The organism is Kitasatospora azatica KCTC 9699, from assembly GCF_000744785.1.
Lineage (GTDB): Bacteria > Actinomycetota > Actinomycetes > Streptomycetales > Streptomycetaceae > Kitasatospora > Kitasatospora azatica.
The window spans coordinates 2,055,726-2,079,704 of the sequence record NZ_JQMO01000002.1; the positions used below are offsets into that span (position 1 = coordinate 2,055,726).

General features: G+C 72.4%; 8 protein-coding genes. All 8 read right to left on the reverse strand.

Annotation, left to right across the window (positions count from 1 at the left end; all coding sequences use genetic code 11):
- Nucleotide 1 precedes the first annotated feature (1 nt).
- On the reverse strand, nt 2–1,129 hold the full coding sequence (locus tag BR98_RS09515; RefSeq protein ID WP_051969506.1) for a S8 family serine peptidase: 1,128 nt from the start codon (nt 1,127–1,129) through the stop codon (nt 2–4).
- Nucleotides 1,126–4,476 carry a right-handed parallel beta-helix repeat-containing protein gene (locus tag BR98_RS09520; protein WP_035841677.1) on the reverse strand — a complete coding sequence of 1,117 codons (3,351 nt, stop codon included), beginning with the start codon at nt 4,474–4,476 and terminating at the stop codon, nt 1,126–1,128. Before BR98_RS09520 ends, BR98_RS09515 begins: the two co-directional genes overlap by 4 nt.
- Nucleotides 4,477–4,512: 36 nt before the next feature.
- Nucleotides 4,513–5,919, reverse strand: a complete 1,407-nt coding sequence (locus BR98_RS36175) for a hypothetical protein (protein ID WP_051969507.1) — start codon at nt 5,917–5,919, stop codon at nt 4,513–4,515.
- A 62-nt stretch (nt 5,920–5,981) separates the two neighbouring features.
- Nucleotides 5,982–6,425, reverse strand: coding sequence for a hypothetical protein (locus BR98_RS09530; RefSeq protein WP_051969508.1), 444 nt, complete (start codon nt 6,423–6,425; stop codon nt 5,982–5,984).
- Between the two features lie 96 nt (nt 6,426–6,521).
- Nucleotides 6,522–20,945 (reverse strand): WXG100-like domain-containing protein, encoded by a 14,424-nt coding sequence (locus BR98_RS09535; RefSeq protein WP_157537555.1) that lies wholly within the window; start codon nt 20,943–20,945, stop codon nt 6,522–6,524.
- 45 nt (nt 20,946–20,990) lie between these two features.
- Nucleotides 20,991–21,299: a hypothetical protein gene (locus tag BR98_RS09540; protein WP_035841680.1), complete on the reverse strand. Its 309-nt coding sequence runs from the start codon at nt 21,297–21,299 to the stop codon at nt 20,991–20,993.
- On the reverse strand, nt 21,292–21,732 hold the full coding sequence (locus tag BR98_RS09545; RefSeq protein ID WP_051969509.1) for a YbaB/EbfC family nucleoid-associated protein: 441 nt from the start codon (nt 21,730–21,732) through the stop codon (nt 21,292–21,294). The genes BR98_RS09540 and BR98_RS09545 overlap by 8 nt, the downstream gene beginning before the upstream one ends.
- A gap of 80 nt (nt 21,733–21,812) precedes the next feature.
- A complete protein-coding gene (locus tag BR98_RS09550) occupies nt 21,813–23,975 on the reverse strand; it encodes a hypothetical protein (RefSeq protein ID WP_157537557.1) in 2,163 nt (720 codons plus the stop codon).
- Between the last annotated feature and the right edge of the window lie 4 nt (nt 23,976–23,979).

The window sequence follows — 23,979 nt, forward strand, 5'->3', positions numbered from 1 at the left end:
ATCAGGCCCGGGGTCGCCAGCCGCGCCGGCGGCCCCGGGGAAGCACGGCGGCGGCGACGGCCACCAGGGCGACCAGCGCGAGGGCTCCCCCGGCGATGACCGCGGCCTGGCGGGGAGCCGGCGAGGCGGGGGCGGCGGGGGGCATGGTGAGGCGGGCCGGGAGCGGGGACACCGGGGTGGCCTCGGGGAGGGTGGCGGTGACGGCGGCCACCAGGTCGAGGGTGGGGACGGGGGTCGGGTAGGCGGTGCCCTTGAGTCGCCGGATGAGCTGACTGACCGTCAGATCCGGCTGGTAGCTGAGGGTCAGGGCGGCCGCGCCGGCCACCAGGGCGGTGGCGAAGCTGGGCCCGGAGCCCGTGAAGTAGCCTGCGCCGGACGGGCCAGGGCCCATCACGGCGTCCCCCGGGGCGGCGAGGTCGACCCGGCCGGGGACCGCGCTGTTCGGCGGGATGACACCGCCCGGGCCGAGGTCGCGGACGGCGAGCACCTCGGCGTAGCCGGCTGGGTAGACGGCCGCCGGTGGCTGGGCGGCGGAGCCGGCGGTGGAGTCGGCGGCGGCGGGGGCCACCACCAGGGAGCCCTTGCCCACCGCGTAGCGGACCGCGGTCAGCAGCGCGTCGGAGCCGGTCGGCACCGTGACGCCCACGCAGATCACCCGTGCCCCGGCGTCGGCCGCCGTCCGGATCCCCGTCGCCAGCTGGTCGGCGCTGCTCGCGCCGGTGTCGTCGGTGACGCCCACCGCCAGGATCCGCGCGCGCGGCGCGATCCCGGCGAAGCCGGTCCCGTCCCGGTGGGCGGCCGCGATCAGCCCGGCCAGGAAGGTCCCGTGTCCCACGCAGTCGTGCGGGGAGGAGCCGGCGAGCCGGCCGCCGAGGATGCCGGCCGCGTCGGTCACGCCCGAGCCCAGGACGGCGACCGTGACTCCGTCCCCCTGGGCGAGCGGCCAGGCCTCCTCGGGGTGCAGGAAGGTCTGCGGCCACGGGACCGCCTGCACGTTCTTGGCGGAGGCCGAGGCGCACGCCTTGGCGGTCTGCGCGATGCCCGGCAGCGTCTCGTCGTCCGCCCGTGCGGGGACGGCCGGGATGAGGAGCAGGCCGATCAGCGGCACCACCGCGAGCCGCCGCCTCACGCCGGCGTGCCGATCCGCGAGGCCGGGGAGGCCGGGGAGGCCGGCAGGTCCTGGGGCAGCAGCATGCTCAGCTCGGCCAGGTCGGCGATGTCCAGTCGACTGAGCCGGCCGGCCTGGCGGGTGATCATCGTCTCCAGGGTCTGCCGGGCGAACCGACCGTTGCCGAAGGAGCGGTCGCGCGGGACGGAGTGGAACAGCGCGGTCAGCGCGGCCGCCGTCTGCGGTGGGCACTCGTAGCCCGCCGCCTCGGCCTGGGCCCGCACGATGGCCGTCAACTCCTCGTCCGAGTAGTGCTCGAAGCTCACCTGACGGGAGAACCGCGAGGCCAGGCCGGGGTTGGAGGCCAGGAAGCCGCGCATCTCCTCCTCGTAGCCGGCCACGATCACCACCACCTCGTCGCGGTGGTCCTCCATCAGCTTCATCAGGGTGTCCACCGCCTCCTGGCCGAAGTCGTTGCCGGCGCCACCGCCGCGTGGCGTCAGGGTGTAGGCCTCGTCGATGAAGAGCACGCCGCCGCGGGCCCGTTCGAAGGCGTCCCGGGTGAGCTGTGCGGTGTGACCGACGTACCGGCCGACCAGGTCGGCGCGGGCCGTCTCGACCAGCTGGCCGACCGGCAACACATCCAGTTCGGCGAGCAGTTCGCCGTAGAGCCGGGCCACCGTGGTCTTGCCGGTGCCGGGCGGGCCGGCGAACACCAGGTGGTGGCTGATCCGGGCGGTCGGCAGTCCGGCCTCGGCCCGGCGGCGGGTCTGCCGGGTCAGGCTGACCAGGTCCTCCACCTGCTGCTTCGCCGCCCGCAGACCGATCATCGTGCGCAGCTGCTCGAGCAGGCCGACCCCGTCGGGCTCGGCGGTGACGCCGGCGGCCGCCTGCTCGCTGACGTCCTGCGGCACCAGCAGCGCCAGGTCCTCGTTGCCGAAGGAGTCCAACTGGGCCAGCCGGGAGGCCTGGCGGTCGACCATCTCCTCGAAGACCTTGCGCGCGGCCCGGCCGTTGCCGAAGTCGGCTCCCTTGGGCATCCGTTCGAAGTGGAAGGCCAGGGCTTCCCGGGTGCCGTCGGCGAGTTGGTAGCCGTGGCCGGCGGCGGCCAGCTCCACGATGGTGGTCAGCTCCGGCACCGAGTAGTTCTCGAACTCGACGGTGCGGCTGAACCGCGAGGCGAGGCCGGGATTGGAGTTGAGGAACTCGCGGATCTCGCCGGAGTATCCGGCCACGATCACCACCAGGTCCTCGCGGTGGTCCTCCATCAGTTTGACCAGGGTGTCGATCGCCTCCCGACCGAAGTCGGGACCGGTGCCGGTGCCGCCGGAGCCGGCCGACAGGGTGTAGGCCTCGTCGATGAAGAGCACCCCGCCGAGTGCCTGCTTGACCACCTCGGTGGTCTTCAGGGCGGTCCCGCCGATGATGGAGGCGACCAGGTCGGCCCGGGCCACCTCGGTCAGGTGGCCGCTGCGCAGCACGCCCAACTCGGCCAGGATGGCGCCGTAGAGGCGGGCCACCGTGGTCTTGCCGGTGCCGGGCGGGCCGGCGAAGACCAGATGGCGGCTCATCGGGAGGGCCGGCATGCCGGCCTGCTCGCGGCGCTTGGCCAGCTTGTTGAGGTTGACCAGGGTGGCCACCTGTTCCTTCACCGCCTCCAGGCCGACCAGCGCCTGCAGCACGGCCTGCGGCCCCTTGACCTCGGCGGTCGGCGGCGGTTCGGCCGGCTGCCGGGAGTCGGCGGTGGCCGGGGCGGCGGTCGCGGTGCCGTGCGCGTCCGGGCCGCGGTTGCCGCGACTGTCCAGGTTCTCCACCGAGAGCCGCTCGCTCGCCTCCGTCTGGCGCAGGCCGGAGCCCTGGTTCTCGGCGACCAGGCAGTCGGTCAGCCGCACCGGCTCGGTGGTCTCCAGCCGGATGCCGTCCACCACGTTCTCGACTAGCTGACAGTCCGTCAGATTGGCTCGGGAGCCGGGCAGGAGGTGCAGTCCGTGGCGCCGGTTGGCACGCAGCCGGGAGCGGGTCGCGGTCAGCTCGCCGTCACGCTCGACGCTGACCCCGTCCATCGCGCTGTCGGCCACCTCGCAGTCGCGCAGGGTGGCGATGCCGCCGTCGCCGATCGAGACCCCGCAGCCGCCCGAGCCGCGCACGGTGGTGCCACCGACGTAGGTGTTGGCGCCGTCGGCGATCCGCAGGCCCACCTGGCCGGAGTCGACCACGGTGGCGTCCTCCAGCCGGCCGCGCCCGCCGCGCAGCACCTCCACGCCGACCCCGGTGGCGCCGCTCACCGTCACCCGGCGCAGCAACGGGTTGGCCCCGTCCCGCAGGCTCACTCCGGCGCCGGCCGGGTCGCGCACCTCCAGGCGGTCGAACTCGGCGGCACTCTCCCCCACCAGTTCGACGCCGACGGTCGCGCTGTCCCGCACCACGGCCCGGACCAGGGTGGGGCTCGCGGACTCGCCGACCCAGATGCCGGCCATCGCGGGCGCGGTGACCTCGCAGTCCTCGAAGGTGCCCCGGGAGCGGTCGCCGATGTGCAGGCCGTGGCCCTGGCCGCGGACCGTGCGGCAGCGGCGCAGCAGCGGGTCGGTGCCGCCGGCCAGTGCGATCGCGTGGCCGCGCACGCCGGTGACCACGCAGTCCTCCAGGACCACCCGGGCCGAGGAGCTGATGAAGACGCCGAGTGCGCAGTCGCGGATCTCGGTGCGCAGCAGCCGGGTGGTGCTCTGCTCCTCCAGCGCGACGGCCGGTTTGTCGGTGGCGGAGATCTCGCAGTCCTCGATCACGCCCTGCGCCTGGCCGTTGGCGCAGATGCCGTTGCCCCGCGCGTCCCGCAGCACGCAGCGCCGGACCACCGGGTTGGCCCGCTCGCCGATCACCACGGCGGAGGTGCCGAGGTGTTCGATCACGCAGTCCTCGATCACGCTGGTGCCGGTGGAGGTCTCCACCAGGCCGGCGCCGGCCGCGTTGACCACCCGGCAGCCGCGCATCGCCACCGAGCCCTGCTGGCGGGTGAGGACGGCCGTCCAGGAGTTGCCGACCACCTCGCAGTCCTGCAGCGCCGCCTGGCCGCGCGGCACGTCGACGGCGGGCAGCTCATCATCCTGGCCGTGCAGCACCAGTCCGGTCAACTGGACGGCTTCGGCCACGACTTGGACCACCGCACCGGTGCGCGGGCTGATCCGCACGCTGCCCCGGACGTCCTCGGCGGTGATGGTGACCATCTTGGTGATCACCAGGTTCTCCTCGTAGCGGCCGGGCCGCACCGAGATCACGGCGCCGCTGCGGGCCGCCTGCAGGGCCTCGCCGATCGTGCGGTAGCAGCCCGCCTCCCGCTGCTCCGCGCAGACCGTCAGCACCGGGCGCGACATGGTTCATTCCCTTCCGGGGGCAGTGGCGGCAACGGGTCAGTAGCTGCAGGTGGCGCGGACCGCGTCGGCCGCGTGGTGGGCGTAGGTCTTGGTGCTGCCCGACCAGTCCAGGCCGCGGGTGTGCAGCATCACCGAGAGCTGACCGTTCGTCAGCCGGAAGCTGCCGGCCGACACCCAACTTCCGCGGTTGGCGGTCTGCTTGATCGAGAACGAGCCGATGGTGCCGCTGCCGGGCTGCGATCCGCTCTGCACGGTGTAGTAGGTCGGGTTGCCGCCGACCAGCTTCACATCGCCGTCGGACGGGATGTAGACGGCGAGGTCGCAACTGCCGCTGGCGGACTGCAGGCCGGTGAAGGTCCAGACGACCGAGTTGCCGTCGTCCTTGTTGGCGTCGCCGGACATCGGCACCGAGTTGTACGTCCCGTTGCACTGGTCGCCGGTCCAGCCACCGGAGTTGCTCTTCCAGCCGTCGGCACCGGAACCGGAGAACCAGCCGTGCTGGTGGAAACTCGCGCCCTGTTGGCCGCAGTACGGGCCGGCCACCACGGTGTGCGCGACGGGCTGCGGGGTGGGGTTCGACACCGGCGGGGCGGGCTGGGTCGCGGGGGCGGCGGGGGTGGTGGGCCCGGGGGCGGGCTGGCCACCGCCGGCGGGCGGGGCCACGACGACGCCACCGCCGCCGGAGCCGCTGCTGCCGCCGCCGCCCGTGCCGCTGCCACCACCGGATCCGCCCGAACCACCTGGGTGACCGGAGCCCCCCGAGCCGCCCGAGCCACCGGGATGGCCGGCGGGGGCACCCGGGTCGGTCGGGCTCGCCGAGGGCAAGGCCGAGCTGGCGTCCGCCGCCGGCACTGCCCCGGCCGGCGCGGGCGTCCCGGTGACCGCCGGCCCTCCGGTGTCACCGTGCGAGTCGAAGCCCGGCACATAGCCGTTGCCGCCCGAGTTGCCGCCCTGCTGGCTGAAGCCGACCGGGCCGCCGCCCTGGGCGGTGTGCTGCGGCGCCGATCCGCCGAGCCGGGTGAGCAACAACGGCAACCCGACCAGCACCAGCCCTGCGGTCACGGCGGCGGCGAGCATCGGCTTGGAGATCCGGCCGGGCTTGGCCGCCTTCTCGTCCTGCGCGGGAGCCGGTTCCGACGCCTCGTCAAGTTCGGTCTCCGCAGCGGCGGGCAGCGCGGCGGCCGCGCCTGCGGGCTCGGGTGCGGCCGCGGGCTCGGGTGCGGCCGCGGGCTCGGGTGTGCCTGCTGGCTCGGGTGCGGCCGCCGCGACCTCGGGAACGGCACCGAGGCCGGGACGCGGCTCCGGCACCGTCGCCGAGGCCGCTGCGGACTCCCCGGAGCCTGCCGCCTCGTCCGTTTCCTCGGTTTCCTCAGTCTCGTCGAAGGACCAGGCCACCGCCGGAAGTTGGTACCCCTGCCCGCCGCTCTGCCGCTCCGCGCCCACCCTGCTCCCCTGCCGTTGACGACATTCCTCACCCGAGTGACGGACGGCGGGGCCGCCGGGGTTCACCCGGTGGCCGGTCCCACCCTCCAGACCACCTCGTCGGGCTCCGGCGGCGCCAGCACGAACGCCACCGCGCGCTCCAGCACCTCCGGCGCCGGCACCACGGGCTGCGCCGCGCCCTTGCCGCGTACGTGGGCCAACAGCCGCGCCTCGGGGGCGAGTCCGTACTGCTCCAGGTAGTAGCCGACGGTGTCGGTCCAGATCCATTCGCCGTCGGTGCGGAAGGCCATCGGCACCACGCCCCGTCGGGACGGGTCGACCACGTCGTCGGCGAGCATCGGTGTCATCAGCACCGCCGTCCCAGCCCGCAGGTAGCGCAGCACGGCCGCGCGCTCGGCGCCCTCGGCGAGGCGGGGGTGCTCGGGGGCGAAGGACGGCCCGGTCACCGGGTCCACTCCGTCGAAGACCGCGGCGAGCTGCAGCCCGCCCGGTACCGTCTCGGTCATCCGCCCACTCCTCGCACTCGACTGGTACTCGTCTGGCACTCGCCCGGCCTTCGCCCGGCCTTCACCTGGTGCGACGGGCGGCAGCTCCCTCAGGGTTCATCCGAGCGTGCGGGCCGCCTTCTTCCCCTGGCTGCTGATCTTCAGGTTCCCCTCCACCACCAGCCCGGCCGCGCGGAGCTGCCCGAGTGCCTGGTCGAACTGCTCGGGGGTCAGCGCGAGTTCCTGCTGCAGCGCTTCCGGGGTCGCCCGGCCGGTGGCGAGCCGGCGGAGCAGCCGGCTCGCGGCCTCGTTCTGCTGCCAGGCCGGGAGCTCGGCGGCCGGAGCGGGCGCCGGCTCCGGCTGCACCTCGGGGGCCGGCGGGAACTGCTCCTCGGCGTGCAGCTCAGCGGTCTGCGCGGCCTGCTGGACGTGGCGCTGCCAGGCCGCGGTGATCAGCTCCTGGTAGCTCTCCTCGTCGGTCACCGGATGGCGGGGCGCGGTGAGCGGGTCGTAGTCCACCCCGAAGTTCGCCGCCATGTCGAGGGCGAAGTGGTAGCGGTGGATGTCGGTGAGGTCGCGGCGGTAGTCCTTGTACCAGAAGGCGGCCAGCGAGTGGGCGAGGGTGCGCTTGGTCGCCTCGTCGGCGCCGACCACGTGGGCGAGCCGGATCAGCTTGCCGGTGGTGCGCGACGGGCCGAGTGAGACGGGGTAGCCGAGTCGGCCGGCCGTCTCCACCTGCTGGTTGGTCTGCAGGGGCGTGGCGCTGGCGCCGCGGTAGTTCAGCATGGGCTTTCGCTCCAGCAGCAGGCCGTCCGGGTGGGCCGCGCCGGTGGTCCAGCCCGGCAGGTTCCGCTCGGCCTCGGGGCCGGGCGACTCCTTGATCACCAGCCCCTTGAACTCCTGCTCCGTCACCCAGACGTGGCTCTTCAGGCTGTCGAACCCGGAGAGGAGTTCGGCGGCGTCGTGGATGGCGGCGACCAGCGTGGCGAACCTGCGCCCCCGCTCTTGCGGTGTGCTGCCCGGGGTGTCGAGCTCGGGTGTGGCGAGGATCTCCCGCAGGGTCCGTGCGCCGTAGTCGACGAAGGGCAGGTACAGGCGCTTCTGGGCGGCGAGCGTCGGTATGTTCGCCGCCAGCAGCTGGTTCAGCGCCTCCCGCTCCGCGGGCCCGTTGGTTCCCGGGCCTGCCTCCAGCGTGCTGAGCCACGGCAGCAGTTCGTCCTTGGCGAAGTCCACCAGCCGCTGGTAGACCACCGGGTCGGTGCGCAGTTGCTCGGCGAGGGCCTCCTCGACCTCGACCACCGGCAGCGACTTGACCCGGTCGAGCACCGCCTTCGCGGCCTCGAGCGCCGTCGGGTAGCTGCGGGCCAGGGCGTTCTCCGCTTCCTCCGGCCGGGGCGTGCCGTCCGCCGTCGGCATCCGGGGCGGCGCGGGCGCCTCGATCCACTCGGTGAGGACCTTGATGATCTGCGGCCGCTGCTCGGGGTCCAGCCAGCGTTCGGTCAGCGGGTCGGTGCCGAGCGCATCGCGGATGTCCCGGTAGGCCTGCCAGGCGTGTGCCTGGGCGGCGCCGGCCACCGTGAGCGTCCGTGGCGCCGGCCAGGGGCTCGCCTCGGGCTGCTGAGCGGCCTCCGGCACCGGCTCGGTGTGCTCGGGGGCGCCGAGCGGATGGTCCTTGAGGACGGCGGTGTGGTCGACGGTGGACTCGATGCTCTCCAGGTGGCGGGCGGGTAGCTCGGTGAAGTGGTCGGCGCTCGCCATCAACCCGTCCGGGTGCACCGAACTGCTGTCGGCGAGCCGGCGGAACAACGTCTCCTCGTCGAAGTACTCGTCCTTCAGGCCCAGGTAGTGCAGGATCTCGTGCACCAGCACGGGCAGCTGGGCGGCGTCCTCGCGCGGGTCGGCGGGCAGGTGCCAGGAGCGCTGGTCGGAGTCGGCGAACTGCTCGCTGCGGGTGATGGTCACCTTCTCCGGGTGTGCCGGGTCGGCCACCAGCTCCACGTCCAGGTGGAACTGGTCCCCTGAACGGGGCAGCGCCAGACCGGTGTTGAGGTGCTCGTCCAGCGCCTTCTGGATCTTCTGCTGGACGGCGGCCAGGTCCTTCTCTGCCAGGCCGTGGGCCGGCAGCCGCACCAGGTGGTGCCGCACCCAGGTGCCGTTGTCGTCCTGCACCCGACGCACCTCGGCGCGGATCAGCGCCAGCGTGCCGGCCAGCTTCTGCGGCGGGCGGTCCGTCATCGGGTGCCGGGCCGGGTCGAAGTGCTCGGTGCGCACCCGGGCCACCGGGGCGTCGGCGAGCCGCTGCCGCCAGCCCTGGCCGGCCGGCCGGGGCACCCGCTGGGCGGCCTCGACCACCGGCCGGGTCGGCGGGAGGGTCTGTGGGAGGGCCGGGGACGGGGACGGCGACAGGGCTTCCAGCACCAGGTCCGACACCGAGGCGGCGTGGCGCGGCGGCGCGGAGGGGCCCAGCGCGAAGAGGTCCATGGCGTCCCCGAGGTCCACCTCCTCCTGCTCCACCTTCTGCTTCGGCTCGCTCACCCGGGTGTCGGCCAGCAGGCGGGCCTCGCGCTCCAACCGCTGCCGCTGGAGCGTCTGGTAGGTCGAGCGGATGGTTCCCGCGTCGGCGAACATCGCCTCCAGCTCGGCGAAGCTCTTCTCGTACTGCTCCTTGTAGCCGAAGCGGCGCGGCAGCGGGTGGCCGTCCAGGCCGAGCGGCGGGGCGGGCGCCAGTTCCAGGCCCGAGGGGCCGGTGGCGAACTCCTTGTCGAAGGTGGCCTTGCCGCGGTGCTCCTGGTCCGCGCGGTCCCGGTACTCGGTGTGCGAGGTGTAGGAGGAGAAGTCGGCCTGGTAGTACTGGTGGAACTCGTGGAAGAAGCGCTGGAGGTCCGCGATCTGACGGTTGGTCAGCTCATCGTCGAGATGCTCGCTGGAGAGCTTCAGGACGGAGTCCGCGAGGTAGCCGAATACCGTCTCCTTGTTGTGGTTGCCCCGCAGGTAGAAGCCGTACGGGTCGGAGTCCACCAGCAGCAGGGCCGCGCTGTGTTCGCGCTCGTCGGCCCACAGGTGGCGCAGCTCCCGCATCATCTCGACCGCGCCGATGTGCTCCGGCTCCTGGTCGTGGATCTCCTTGCCCTTGCCGTACATGGCCTTGGAGTTCTGCTTCTGGATGTCGTGGAAGAGGATCGCCTTGGCCATCACCTCCGGCTCGAGGAAGCGTGGTTGGCCGGCCGAGGCCTCGGTGAGCTTGCGGAACTGGCCGAGCACCAGTTGGGCGTGCGCGTGGAAGCTGTAGTTCTCGGTGACGGCGGCGATCTCGTCGTACTTGCGGATCAGCGCGGGGAATTCGTGCTCGAGCCGGCCGATCAGCTCGACCGGGTGCGCGCCGGACCGCCACAGTCCGGTCCACTGCTGCCCGACGGCGGTCTGCAGGGCCCGCTGCTCGGCGAGGCCCTCCAGCAGGGCGTGGTAGTCGGTGCTGTGCGGGGTGCCGAGCACGTCGAAATCGGCCTGCATCTCGTCGTAGCCGCGCGACAGCGCCTCGGCGATGGCCGCCTGGTCGGCCCAGGGCAGCACCGTCTCCGCCATGAAGCGGTCCACGGCCGCGTGGTCGTTCTGGTCCTCGTCGTGTTGCGTCAGGAACTCGCCGAGCTGCTTGAACCGGACTTCGTAGGGCAGCTCGCGCTGGCCCTCGAGCAGCGCGTCGGGCCGCCGGTCCACCTGGTCCTGCTTGGACTGCCGCCAGGTGACCGCGTGTTGGCGCAGTGTGGCGGCGATCCTGCCGAGGTCCTTGGCGTCGTTGCGGAAGTTGGGACCGTCCAGCCACGGGTGCAGGTCGGCCACCAGCTTGCGGGCGCCGACCGGCGGTGCGCCGATCCGCTCGCGCAGCGTGTCGACGTGCAGCACCGTGCCGTGCACCTTGGCGGTCAGCTCCGCGCTGCCCTCGTCGGGCAGCGAGCTGTCGTAGTGGTAGGTGATCAGTGAGCCGGGCACCGCGTGCCGGCGCAGCACGGCCAGCGCGGCGTTCGAGAAGCCGATCTGGTTCTCCTCGCCCCGGTGGTCGACGTTGAACGACCGGGCCGAGTTGGGCGGGTTGACCGGCTGCGGGTTCCGCCGGTACTCCGCGACGAGCTCGGGGATGTCCGAGTCCCAACGCACCCGCTGCAGCACCTCCTTGCGGAACGCCTCGCTCTCGCCCTGCACCGCGTCCTGGGCCTGCGCGATCTTCTCCTGGTAGCCCTGCTGGGCCTGCCGCAGCTGCTCGGCGAGGTCGGTGTGCGCGGGCAGCGGCTCGGCGTTGCGGTCCTCCTCGTGGATCAGCTCGCCGACCAGCTCGTGGTAGGTGCCGAGCGGCACCAGGTAGGAGCGGATCAGCGGCTTCGCCCAGGTCGGGTGCTCGGCCAGGTACTTCTCGGCCCATTTGAGCGCGCGCAGCGGACGTCCGGCGCTGGTCCACATCGGATCGTTGGGCTTTCCCGGCGAGATCAGCAGCGTGCCGTCGGACGGATCCTGCTGGATGTCCTTGAAGCTGGAGGTGGCCTCGCGCGAGCCGGGGGTGTGGGTGAGCTTCTCGTGCTTGGCGACCGTCGTGTAGAGCCGCACGTGCGGCTCACCGTTCGGCCCCCAGGGCTCGGTCTCGACCACGCCCCGGTAGACCGCCTTGGGCTCGACCACGTACCTCCCGGCGGCCGGGTCGGTGCCGGACGGGCGGAAGAGCACCCGCGCCTCGAACGGGCGGCTCGGGCCGAGGTGCGACTCGCCGGGGACCGCGAAGACGGGGGGCTGGTCGGTGCCGAAGCGGACCGCGCCGGGCAGCAGCCGGTCCACCCGGTGCGGCGGCACCTGCGGGTACTCGGTGGCGCCGTGGTCCCCGTGCAGGTACGGGCCCAGCAGCTCGGGCGGGCCGGCCGGGCCGATCCGCATCCAGTTGCCACCGGGGACGATCACCGGGCGGCCGGCGGCGGTCAGCCCGACTGCGGCGGTCGCCACCAGGTGGCCGGGGTGCTCCCGGTCGACGGTGCCGTCCGGGTTGAGCCGCTCGGTGAACCAGACCGGCCCGTCGGCCGCGTAGGCCTCGGTGGTCAGGCCCTGGTCCCAGAGGTGCTGCATGACCTCCTCGACGTAGCCTCGGTCCGGTCCGGCGTTGAGGTCGCAGGCGACGAAGCGCACCGGCTTCACCCCGTCCCAGGCGCCCTCCTGGTGGAGTTTGAGCAGCTCACGGGCGATGTCCACCGGCGGGATCTGGCTGTGGTCCAGCACCGGTCGGCCCTCGACGGTGTGCATGGCGAGGGTCAGGTAGTCCTCGGCGTGCGGGAAGCGGTGGAAGACGGACTCGGTGAGGGTCGGCCAGTCGGCGCGCCGGGTGCCGATCCAGTACAGCTGCTGGGCGTGCAGCGCGGTCAGGTCGGGCACCGCCGGGTGCAGCGGGTCCCGCCAGGCCTGGCGCAGCTCGGCGAGGGTCACCGCGTGGCCGGGGTGCTTGAGGGTGTCGACCAGGTCGACGAGCCGGTTCAGGTCGCCCGCGCCGGCCGCCGTACCGCCGTTCAACTCGGTGACGAACTGGTCCAGCTGGGCGCGGGTGAGCTGCTCGTCGGCCGGTCGGCCGAGCGCCTCGCGGACCAGGTCGGCGGTCCGGCGCACCTGGGTGAGCCGGGCCAGGGTGAGCCGCTCGGCGCTGCCGTGCAGCTCCAGGGCGAGCTTGGCGGTGCGCCAGGCGTTCAGGCTCGCTGCGCGGCGCGCGGCGGGGGTGGAGAGCAGGTCGGTGACCTGCGCGCCGAACGGGCGGCCGTGGTCGGCGCCGATGTACTCGGCCAGCGGCCACAGGTCCTCGTGGGTGCGCAGCTCGGGGATGTTGGCGAGCTTGGCCAGCGTCTCGTGCAGCACCTGGTCCTCGGGGCTCGCCTTCGGGAAGGGCGGCACCGGCGCGGGCTCGGTGGCCTCGATCTGCTCGTACCGGTGGCCGGTGGCGTCCGTCTCGATGTGACGGTCCGTCAGTTCGAAGGTGCTGCCCGGCTTGATCAGCACCTCGGCCTCGCCGGCGCTGACCGAGAACGGCTCGATGTCGTAGGCGCTGCCGCCGCCGTTCAGGTCGAAGTGGACCAGCGCCCGGTGGGTGACCGGCAGTTGGGTGCGGCCCTGCATGAAGTTCAGCGCCACCTGGCGGTCGCGGCTGGTGCTGAGGAAGTCCCGGTTGCTGAAGGTCGAGCCGCCGTAGGAGGGCGACAGCCGACTGCCCAGGCCCGAGCCCAGGTGGCCCAGCACCCGCTCGCCGCGCCAGAGCGGGCCGGTCACCGGCGGCAGCTTCTCCAGCGCCTCCCGGACCAGGTCCGCGTGGACCCGCAGCTCCTTCTCGATCGCCGGGACCAGCTGCTGCGCCGCCTTGTGCAGCGCCGCCTTCTGCTCCGGAGTGCGGTTCCTGGGCTGGGTGTTGTTGATGATCGCGTTGAGCGTCGGGTGGTCCTTGAGGATCGAGGGCAGCTGGTTCAACAGCTTGTCGTCCAGCAGGGCCTTGACCTGGTAGGCCAGCGCGGTGTGCCGGGTGAGCGGGCCGAACCGCAGCATCACGTTGATCAGCGGGAAGGTCGGCCCGGTGTAGATGCCCAGGGCCTCGAAGTGCGCGACCGTCAGGATGTCCAGCAGTTGCTGGGCGGTCAGCCCGTTGCGGGCCAGCCAGTCCAGCACCTCCGGCCTGGCGTGCGCCGGGTCGTTCAGCACCGCCTCGAACTCGTACCGGTTGCGGCGGGCTCGCAGCATCCTGTCGTCGTAGTAGCCACCGTCCGCCCGAGGTGTGTTGACCAGCTCGTGGTAGGCGGCCTCGTGCGGCAGCATGCCGTCCTCGCCGAGCTCGGCGCGCACCTGTTCCTGCGGGATGCCGGGGACGTGCTGGTACATGGCGGCCACGTCGGTCAGCGCGTGCGGGGGGATCGGCGGCAGTTCGTCCAGCAGCTGCGAGCCCTTGAGGAGCTCGTAGAGCGAGTGGTCGCCGAGCGGGAGCATCCAGCCGGTGAGGGCGAGCAGCATGTCCTGCGGCTCGCTGTGCGGGACCTTGAGCAGCTGGAAGGCGTTCATCATCTTCGCCGTGGTGGCCGAGATGCCGGTGCTGACCGGCATGCCCTTCTCGCCGTGGGTGGCGCCGTACCAGTCCGACTTGTCGTTGACGGTGTAGAGCGAACGGCCGGTCCGCCAGCGCAGCGTGACCTCGCCGCCGTGCTGCTGCTGGAAGGACAACTCGCGCTCGCTCAGCGGCAGGCCATGCTGCTCGAAGTGCGCGACCGTCAGGTCGTTGAGCGGGACCGGGCGGGAGCTGCGGGCCTTGAGGCTGCCCAGGTACTCCGCGCCGGCCTTGAGCGGCTCGGCGGCCTGCTTGATGATGCTGCCGGTGCCGAAGAAGTCCTTGCCGAACATCGAGGCCAGGCCCGGCAACTTCTCCAGGGTGGCGCGCACCCCGCCGTTGAGGAAGTCCGACTGGGCCCGCACCTCTCGCAGGTCCAGCCCCATGGCGGCGGCCCGCGCGGAGTCGTCGGCCGCCAGGATCTGCTGCAGCACGCTCTTGAGGCCGAGCGGCGAGTCCTTGGCGTAGGCCGCGTTGAAGAAGGCGGTCATCAGCTCGCGGGTGTTGCCGGTCGCCATCATCTGGTGGAACTCGGCCAGCGTGAGCTGCTCACCGACCTGCCCGGCCGAGCTCGGGTCGTCCTTGAGGAAGACCCGGTAGAGCTCCTGCTCGGTGCGGTCCGGGTGGGCCGTCCGCAGGGCTTCGAACAGCCGCCGGACGCTGTTGCGGGCCGCCGCCTGGGCCTTCGGGTGCCGGAACGCCAGGGCGCCCAGCTTCTTCTCGAACTCCGCTGCCCGCTCCCGGTGTTGCGCGGTGGCGTAGAGCGACTCCTTGGGCAGCGGGGCGGACGGGGACTCCCCGAACTTCACGCTGCCCACCAGCGGCCCCTGCGCGAGGTCCGGCTCACCGGTCCGGTAGCCCGGCGGCGCCTGCTCGGGGATCCTGGCCGGCTCGTGCCGAGGGGCGGTCTGCGACGCCCGGTACGCCACCCAGTGCCCGCCCGCGCTGATCACCGGTGTGCCGTCGGCGCGGTAGCCGACGCTCGCGGCGGCGACCGCCCGGGTGGACCCGTCGCGCAGCGGCACCAGCCAGACCGGCTGTTCGGCCGCGCGGGCCTCGGCGTGGATCCCGTGCTGCTGGGCGAGGTGCTCGAGCAGCTCGGGCACATACCGCCCCCCGTCGGTCAGCCCGAGCCCGCAGGAGACGAACTCCAGCCGGTCCGTGCCGTTCCACACCCCGTCCCGGTGCAACTCGGCCAGCAGGTCGCCCAGTTCGGTGGCACCCAGCGGCCGCCCGTCCCGCACCGGCAGCCCGGTCACCGGGTCGGTGTGCAGCGCGACCGTGAACACTCCCTCCTGGTGCGGGAGTCGGGCCAGCGCCTGGCGGGCCTGGTGGTCCGCGAGCGGCGCGACCGTGGAGTCGCCGAGCCAACGGCCCTGCGCCCCGCCGCCGAGGTGCGACAGCGAGCGCCCGGTCCGGCCGTGCCAGTCGTTGACCCGGCTGATCTCCTCCTTCAACACCTGATAGGCCGTCGCCTGCAGCTCGGCCGCCTGCGGGTGGTCGGCCAGCACCCGGTCGAGTACCTCGTCGATCCGGTGCGGCTCGACCGAGAGGATCTCCAGCGAGCCGTACCGCGCGTAGTCGTCGAAGAGTTCGTTGCGGAACGCGTCACCCAGCGTCTTGCCAAGCGAGCCGAGCCTGCTGTCGACCGGCGTCGGGAAGAAGTGCCGCCCCCACTCCTCGCGGGCCGCGGTGTTGAAGAAGGCGTCCAGCGGATCGCGAAAGCCGGAACGCGGCGCGCTGATCGCCTGGTAGATCTCGCCCACCGAGGTGGAGTTGCTGCTCTCGTGCAGGGCCAGCGCGAGGACCTTGGTCGGGAAGCCCTCGCCCGCCAGGTACTCCTGCAGGTAGTGCTGCGCCGCGACCAGCGACTGCGCGCCCTGGACGTAGTCCACCAGCAGGATGTCCCGCCCGTCGAGCCGCGCGGTCACCTTCGGGTCCACCGCGCGCTGGAAGAGTTCCCGGATCGCCGCGTGCTGCCACTCGTCGGGCATCGGGTTGGCCCGGCCGCGCGGGTCCCGCAGCCCGGCGCCGACCACCGCGAACGGCTCGCGCGGCCCGGGGCGGAACTTGGACAGCGGCATCGAGGTCGCGTCGTGCTTGCCCTCCAGGTAGGCGATGACCGCGGCCGGGCTGCGCCCGAGGCCGAGGTAGAAGTACTTCTCCGGCGGATACTCGGCGACGATCCAGTCCCCGGCCGCGCTGACCGCGCCGAGCAGTTCCTGCTGCCACTCGTGGTGCCGGGCCGCCTGGTGGGCCCGCATGTCGGCCCAGAACCGGTCCTGGTCCTCGGGGCCGTAGGAGTGGGCCGCGCCGTCGCGCAGGTAGCTGGTCAGCTGCTCGTGGTCCCGGTGGTCGAGCAGCAGCTCCTTCGCGGCCAGCCACTGTTCGATCCGGCGTGGTGTCACCGGCTCGCCGTTGAGCCGGATCCGCGGCGAGGGCGGCACCTCCTCCCGTACCAGGGCCCCGTTCGCGTCCTGCACCACCTTGCCCTGGTCGTCCTGCCGGAACCGGTCCACCGCGGTCTTCCAGACCGGCTCCGGCTTGCTGCCGAGCTCCATCGCCCCGGCCAGCGGGCCGCCGACCTTGGACTCGACGTACCCGGGCGGGACCTGCTCGGGCTCCTCGGACCGCAGCTCACCGTGCTCGTCGTAGTGGTGCCAGGAGCCGAGGCCGCTGACCGCCGGGACCCGCTGCCGACGCTCCCCCTGCGGCAGCTCGGTGCCGATCCGGTCGGCACTCACCAGTGCGCCGCCGCCGACCGTGTGCTGCTGGCTGGGTACGAACCAGACCCGCTTGTCGGCGATCCGCATCCCGACCTGGATGTCGTGCTCGGCCAGTCGCTGCCGCAGCGCGGTCAGCTGTCCGGCGTCGAACTTGCTGCTGGCGAACCGCAGTTCGTCGGTGCCGTTCCAGTGCCCCTGGTCCCGGAGCCGAACCAGCAGGTCGCCGAGCTGCTCGGGGCTCACGGCCCGGCCCTCGTGCACCGGCAGCCCGGTGGCGGGATCGGTGCGCAGCACCACGGTGAAGACGCCCGGCTCGTGGTCGATCCGGGCCACCGTCTCGGCCAGCGCGCGGTGGGCGACCTCGCCGAGGGCGGGATCGTCCTCCCACCACCCGTGGGTGCCCACGCCCTCCTTGACCAGCGGGCTGCCGAAGGCGAAGGCGCCGGGCAGGGGGCCGGCCAGCTCCTCGGGTCGGACCTCCTCGAAGCCGGCCGCCGGCAGTACGTCAGCGTCCTTTCCGTAGGCGTGCCAGTCGCCGCGGCCGCTGATGACCAGCTGGCCGGCATGGTTGACGCCGACCTGCCGGGCGACCACATAGCCCACGCCCGGCACCACCCAGACCGGGCCGTCCGCCGCCCGCACCCGGGCGTTCGGCACCTGCGGCAGCAGCTGGTCCATCACCTGCCGGACATAGCCCGAGTCCATCACCCGGTCCAGCCCGCAGGCCAGGAAGTCCACCGTCTGGCGAGCCGGATCCCAGGCGCCGGTCTCCTTCAACTCGACCAGCCGATTGGCGAGTTCGGCCGGATCGAGCGGCGGCTCGGCGCCCTCGGTGAGATGCATCGCCAGCACGAACCGGCTCGGGTCGGCGGGCAGCGCGGCGAGCACCTCCTCGATCTGTCGGCGCACCTCGGGCTCGGTGTGCGGGTCATCGACCCAGGCGCCGTGCGGCTGTCCGCCGGGCCCGTTCAGCACCCGCGTCTCGGGCAGCTCCCGGGTACCGGACGGCTCCGGGGTGTGTCCGGCCGGGGCCAGCTGCCACCCTTCGTGCCCCAGGTCGGGCGCCTGGCGCGGGGCCTCGCCGAAGGTGTCCTCGTGGGCGCTCTCGTGGGCGCGCCAGCGGTTGGCGTCCAGGCCGGCCGGCCCCCAGAGTTCGCGGTACTTGTCGAAGAACTCCCCGCCGTACTCGCGCTTGAGGGCGGCCGCCGCCTTCTCGGTGCCGCCGTGGCCGGCGGCGAGCTTGTCGAAGCCCTGGGCGGCGTCGCGCAGGGCCGGCATCACCTCGCGCTCGAACGCCACGTGCCGGGCTAGTTCCTGACTGAGCTTCAGCTCCTCCACGCTCCATCGCTCGAAGCCCTCGGGGCGCTCGAAGAGCTTGTCGAAGGCCTTGAGGACCCGGTCGGTGTGGCCTTGGGCGACGCGCTCGGCGGACTCCGTGCTGAGCTCGGGGTGCTGGTCGGTGGCCCGACGGGCCCGCTCACCGACCGCCTGGCGGACCGCCTCGCGGGTGAGTCGCGCGGTCAGCCGCGCCTGGTCGGGCAGTTCGGTCAGGGACGTGCCGAGGTCGCCGCCGTTGACCACCACCCGGTCCAGCTCGGCGGCCAGCTCACGGGTGACCGCGCGCTCCGCCGCCAGCATGTGCGTTCCCGTCACGCCGAGCTTCTCCAGCCCGCCGTGCTGCCAACTCCCGACCGCCTTGCCCGCGCTGTCCACCGCGCGGCGGATCACCGACTCACGGGCCGCCTGCACGGCGAACGCGTGCGGGAGCTCGGACTCGTGCCGGTTCAGCGCCTTGAGGAACTCCGCGCCGGCCGACTCCCGGTCGCGGGCGCCCTCCTCGGTGGCGAGGATCCGGTCGAAGTCGGCGGTCAGCTTGTCCCGCATCTTCTGTTTCACCGCCGCCAGGCTCTCGGCGGACAGCTCGGGATGCCCGGCCGTCCCGGCGGCGGTGAGCAACTCCCGTTCGGGCCGGCCGAGTCCGCCGTGCCAGCCGCCGACCGCCTGGTCCACCAGGTGGTCGGCCATGCCCAGGGCGGTCTCGTAGTCGGCGCGTCGCTCCAGATCGTGGCCGAGCTGTTCGAGCAGGCCGTTCAGCTGCTGCTGGGCACGGGCGTTGGTCTGCTGGTCGACCCGCTCGGGGTCGGAGTAGAGCTTGCTGACGGCCGCCTCGGCCCTGGCCTTGAACTCCACCGCCTGGTGGGCCCGGATCCGGGCCACCGCCTCGGGCGTGAGTTCGCGCGGGGCCCGGGTCTCGGTGTGCCCGTCGCCCAGTGCCGCGTCAGACAGCGGCAGCCGGGAGGGTGCGGCCCAGTCGGTCACCGTCCGGTGGAACCGGTCCATCGCCAGGTCGACGGCGGCGGTGTGCAGGGTGGCGAGCCGGACCACCCGCTCGACGAAGGCCGGGGCCACGTCGGCGGGCGTCTCGGCCAGCCGCAGCTGCTCCTTGGCGTGGTCCCGGACCTGGTCGCGGAAGCCGGGACGGGCGCCCTCGGGGATGCCGGCGGCGTGCTCGAAGTGCTCCTCGAGCAGCGAGTCGACCCGCTGGTCGAGGGCGTGCTCGGCGGTCGGGGGCGCGCTGAGCCTGTCCCGGTAGCTGTCCTGCAGGTGCTGCTGGGTCTGCTGCCACTGCTCGGTGCGCGGGTCCTCGGGGCGGGCGTGGCTCGGCGCGGCGGTGTAGTGGTAGCCGGGGGTGGGCTCAACGTGTGTTGCCAGGTCAGGTGTCGGCAGGTGCCCGGCGGTGGCAGTGACCGTGGCAGCGGCGGCGGCCTGCGGTTCCGGCTGCGGTACCGGTGACTCGGTCTGCTGCGGGTGCTGCGAGGTCGTCGGGTGCTGGGAGGTCGTCGGCCGCTGCTGCGGCGGCTGCACGCCGTGTTCCTCGGAGCTGCTCGGCGTCGGCGGCTGGTCCTTGCTAACGGTCTGGATCGGCGCCTGCTTGGGCGGCAGCTCCGGCGCCTGCTTGGCCCCCTCGCCGACCGTGCTCCGCTTCGTCGGCTCGCTGACCGGACGGTGCTCATCGGTCGGCCGCTGCTGCTCGACCGGCCAGTGCTCCTCGGCGTGGCCCAGCACGGGCTTCGGTCGCATCATCGGCAGCGGAGCCGAGTGGCCGCTCAGGTTGGCGACCACCGAGAGCAGGGTGAGCGGGTGCAGCGGCCCGTAGTACTCGCTCTTGGTCGGGTCGGCCAGCCACTCGCCGGCGAACGCCTTCCACTTCTCGCCGATCGGGTGGGCGAGGGTGTGGCCCAGGTGGCCGAGCGCGCCCATCCCGACGCCCGAGACGAAGGTCTCCCAGGTGAGCGAGAAGCTGTGGTCCTCGCCGAAGGTCAGGTTGTAGAAGCCCTCGGTGAGGCTGTTGTGCACGCCGCCTCGGAGGTACCCACCGACCGCCATGCCGACCTTGAACACCATGGTGTCGCCGCCGACCTTGCCGACCAGGCCCGGCACCTCCTTGACCAGCAGGTCGACGGCGCCGTGGTGCAGCGAGGAGTCGCCCAGCACGGTCTTCAGGGCCTCGTTCATCACCGTGTGACCGCCGGCACCCCGGGCGGCGTCCTGCGCGATGCTCTTGGCGAAGTTCTCGCCGAGTTCCTTCGCGGTGTCCCGGCCGAGCAGTTCGCCGAAGTGCTGCTCGAAGACCTTGCCCAGCTCGCTCTCGAAGCGGGCGGCGGCCTTCTCGCCGAAGCCGGCGGCGAACTCCGAGGAGTACTTGCCGAGAGTCCTGCCGAGGTCCTCGCCGAAGGCCTTGGCGCCCTCCTTCTCCAGCCAGGCTCCGCCGTCCTTGGCGGCGAGGTGCTCCGCCTCGTGCGCGAAGCCCTTGCCGCCCGCGCCGAGCGCGTCCTTGGCGGCGAGGTTGCCCGCGTCGTGCGCGAGGGTCCGTTCGCCCGCGCCGAGCCCGTCCTTGGCCAGCCCCTTGCCCACCGCGCCGAGCCCGTCCTTGGCCAGCCCGTTGGAGACGCCCTCCAGGCCGTGCCCGAGTGCCTCGCCACCGCTCTTGCCCAGCGACTTGCCGATCGTCCCGCCGAACAGTTTGCCGAGCCCCGACCCGAGCAGGTTCAGCGGCCCGCCGATCAGCCCGCTGAGCGCGCCGAACTCCAGGGCTTGCAGGGTGGACTTGGTGTCCCATTCGCTCCAGGTCTTGTGCCCCTGGTCGATCTGCGCGATCTGGATGATCGCGTCCAGCGCCAGGCCGCCCACCACACCCATGAAGACGTGCACCGCGATCTGGTCCAGCAGCCAGGCGAAGATCTTGCGGATGACGCCCTCGGCGACCAGCCTCGCGGCGACGATGGTGCCCAGCGAGGCCCCGCCGGTGAACGGCAGCATGGCGATCGCCCAGGCGATCTCGAAGGCCAGCTGGACCAGTTGGGCGATCGTCATCCACTTCGCGTACTCGACCTGGTTGGCCGTGTCGTGCGCGGTCTTGCCGAGGTCGGCGGCCTGCTTGCCGGCCATGGTGAGGTAGTCGTCGCCGCCGGTCAGCCCGATCAGGTTCTGCATCGTGCCGACGAAGGCGTCGGCCGCCTGCCCCTCGAACTGGGCGGTGCAGACCCCGACCATCTCGGCGATGTACTCCCGCAGTTGCGGGATGTCCTTGGCGATCACCAGGTAGTCCTCGCCGGCGATCCGGAGCCTGTCCTCGTCCGCCTCCGGCCAGTGCATGCCGGTCAGGCCCGAGAAGAGCTTGGCCAGCCCTTCCGGAAGCATTATCGCCATGCCGGGACTACTCCTGATCGATCGTCAACTGCTGTGCGGACAGAGTCAGAACCCGCTGGTGGTGTCCTTCAGGTTCTGGTCGGTGTTGGTGAACTGGTCGGTGGCGTCCTTGCCGTTCTCGCCGACCTTGTCCACCGACTCCCGGACCTGGGTGAGCAGGTCGGTCAGGTCCTTGGTGGGCCGGTCGACGGTCTGGTGGTACTGCTTGCCGATGTCGTCCTGACCGGCGGAGTCCTTGTTGAACTTGTTGATCTCGCCGACCTTGCCGCGCATCCGGTCGAGCAGGTCGGACATCTCGCCGAACTTGCCGAACGCCGTCTTCAGTTCGGAGAGTGCGGTGAACCGCTCAGCCACGGAACTCCTCCTGCCGCGCGGTCCGGCGGGCCTCGGCGGCCGCATGGCTGGGGCGCATCGCCTGCAACGGGGCCAGCAGCTCGTCCAGTTCGGTGCCGCCGGTCATCGAGGTGCGCAGCGCCTCGCCGAGGCCCTCGAAGGAACGCATCGCCTCCAGCACCTTCGCCCCGAGGTCGGCGCGTGCCTCGTTGAGCACCTCGGTGAGGATGCCGGCCAGTTGGGCCGGGGCCATCGAGCGGTAGGCGGTGGTGTGGAAGGTGAGCGAGACCACCTCGCCCTGCGCGCCGACCACGGCGGTGACCATCCGGTCCTTGGAGGTGACCGAGGCGGTGCTGGCCTGCAACTCCCTGGTGGTCTCGGCCATCCTCGCCTGCTGCTCGCGCAGCGTGGCCATCGCCTGCTCGATCTGGTCCGCGAACGGGGACGCCGCCATCTCGGTCCTTTCTCGCTACGGGACTTCGTCCTGCTGAACTTCTTCCTACGGATTCCTACGGCCGGGGCCTCGGGCGCAGTTCAGCGGCCGATCACGCCGTCCACGGTGCCGGTCTCGGTGCCCCAGACCTCCTCGTCCTCGGCCAGCCAGGTGGTCCGTTGCCGCTCCTGCCCGCCGGGCGCGCCGCCGCCTGCCCCGCCGCCGGGCGGCATCATCGGCGGCATCCCGCCGCCGCCGGTGGTGGCCACCGACCGGCCCATCAGCTGAGCCTCCTCGGCGGCGCCCATCGCGGCCCGCTCACCGGCCACGGTGCGCTCGGCGGCCGCCTTCTCGGCGGCCATCGCCTCCTGGGCCGCCAGGTCCTTGGCCGACAGCGCACCGCCGTTCTCCAACGCCTTGGGGCCCAGCCCCATCGCGGCGTTGCTCAGCGAGGTGCCGCCGACCGTCGAGATCGACTTCGCACCGCCGATCCCCTCGCCGAACAGCGACTTCTCACCGCCGAAGGAGAGCCGTTCGCCGCTGGTCAGCGGTGCGTTGAAGTCCTCGGGCGGGTTGTAGCCGAGGTTGCTGCGGCTGGGGTTGAGCGGCGTCAGGTGCTCGCTCAGCGCCTGCTCCTCGTTGGCCAGCAACTGGCTCTGGTTGCTGACCGGTTTGCCGTTGGCGTCGAGTATCTGGCCGTCCTTGGTGATGGTGGCCTTCTTGCCCGCGTAGACCTTGTTGCCGTTGGCGTCCAGCACCGGCTTGCCGTCCGGGCCGATCACCATGCCGTTCTCGTCCACGTGCGAGCCGGGCGGGACGGTGAACGGCCCGCCGCCGAGCGAGATCGGGCCGGGGTTGCTCGGCGTCCCGATGGTGGTCCCCTTGGGTACCTTCTCGGGCTTGCCGTCCTTGCCGAGCACCGGCTTGCCGTCCGGGCCGATCACGTTGCCGTTGGCGTCGATGTGCGAACCGGCCGGCACGGTCAGCGGCTTGCCGTCCTTGCCGGTGAGCGGTTTGCCGTTGGCGTCGAGCAGCGGGGCGGTGCCGTTCAGGTTGGGCGGGCCGGAGTTGCTGTGCGAGGGGTCGATGTGCGGCGGGGGTGGCGGCGGGGTCTTGCCGAGGTTCGGCGCGCCGCTGCCCCCACCACCGGCGCCGATCCCGCCCGGTCCGCCGCCGGTGCCGTCGCCGCCTCCCTTGCCCGGATCGGGTGCGGGCAGGCCGGCGCCCTGGGGCGTCTCGGTCTTGAACTTGGTAGCGCCGAGCATCCGGTGGACGGTGTCGAAGGATCCGCCGACGGTTTTGGTGAAGTCGTTGACGGCGGCGTCCAGGTAGTAGACCACCGCCTCCTTCCACATCTCGTGCGCCCGGTCGCTCACCGTGGTCCAGAAGGCGTCCGAACTGGCGTCCGCGCCACCGACCATGACCTTGTAGCTGGTGCTGCCGTTCGGCACCAGCTGCGCGCCGGCCATCTTCTCGAAGAGGGCGTTGACCACGCAGTTCACCGGGTAGGCCTGGCTCGGGTCGCGCTTGGTGGTCGCGTACTGGTCCTTGTCCCCGTAGACGCCCATGTTGCCGCTCTTGTCGCCGCGCCAGTTCCAGTAGCCCGTCAGCAGGTTGGTCAGACCGGCGCTGAAGTCGTCCTTGGCGGTGGTGAGCAGCTGCACCGGGTCACCGAGGTAGTTGAGCATCCGCCACATGTCGGTCAGCGAGGTCTCGACACTGGTCAGGTAGGACTTCAACTCTCCGGCCGCGCTGCCCTGGAGTTCGCCGTCGGGGACGTCCAGGTCCTTGGTCAGTCCCGCGATCTTGTTGTGCATGTCCTCGGTGATCCACAGGTGCAGGCCGTTGAGCATGTCGATCGCCGCCTGGAAGCTGCGCACGCTGGTGGTGTTGCTCTCGTGCGGGGCGTAGACCAGCGTGTTGAGCACGTTCAGCGAGCCTCCGCTGAACTGGTCGAGCTTGCTGGTCGTCCCGTCCTTGCTCAGCCAGTCCCCCCAGGCCCCGGATCCCCAGGCCACCACCACGTAGTCGTTGGTCACGTACGTGGGGTAACCGCCCGCGTTTCCGCCGCCGGCCTGGTACGTGATGGAGACCGGCTTCGACACCCAGGAGATGTCGTACTTGTTCGCGTCGTACGTCCCCGCCAGCACCAGGTCGACCCCGTGGCTCGGCACCCAGTTGCCGCTGGCCACCTCGTCGCGCGAGGCGACGCTCTTGGTCTTGTCGGTGCTGGCGAACGCCGACATGGCCTCTTCCCAGTTCACGTGC

Coding starts and splice junctions, on each gene's coding strand:
- BR98_RS09520 (WP_035841677.1), bottom strand. CDS start 4,476: ATGTCGCGCCCGGTGCTGACGGTCTGCGCGGAGCAGCGGGAGGCGGGC.
- BR98_RS09530 (WP_051969508.1), bottom strand. CDS start 6,425: ATGACCGAGACGGTACCGGGCGGGCTGCAGCTCGCCGCGGTCTTCGAC.
- BR98_RS09535 (WP_157537555.1), bottom strand. CDS start 20,945: ATGGCGATAATGCTTCCGGAAGGGCTGGCCAAGCTCTTCTCGGGCCTG.
- BR98_RS09545 (WP_051969509.1), bottom strand. CDS start 21,732: ATGGCGGCGTCCCCGTTCGCGGACCAGATCGAGCAGGCGATGGCCACG.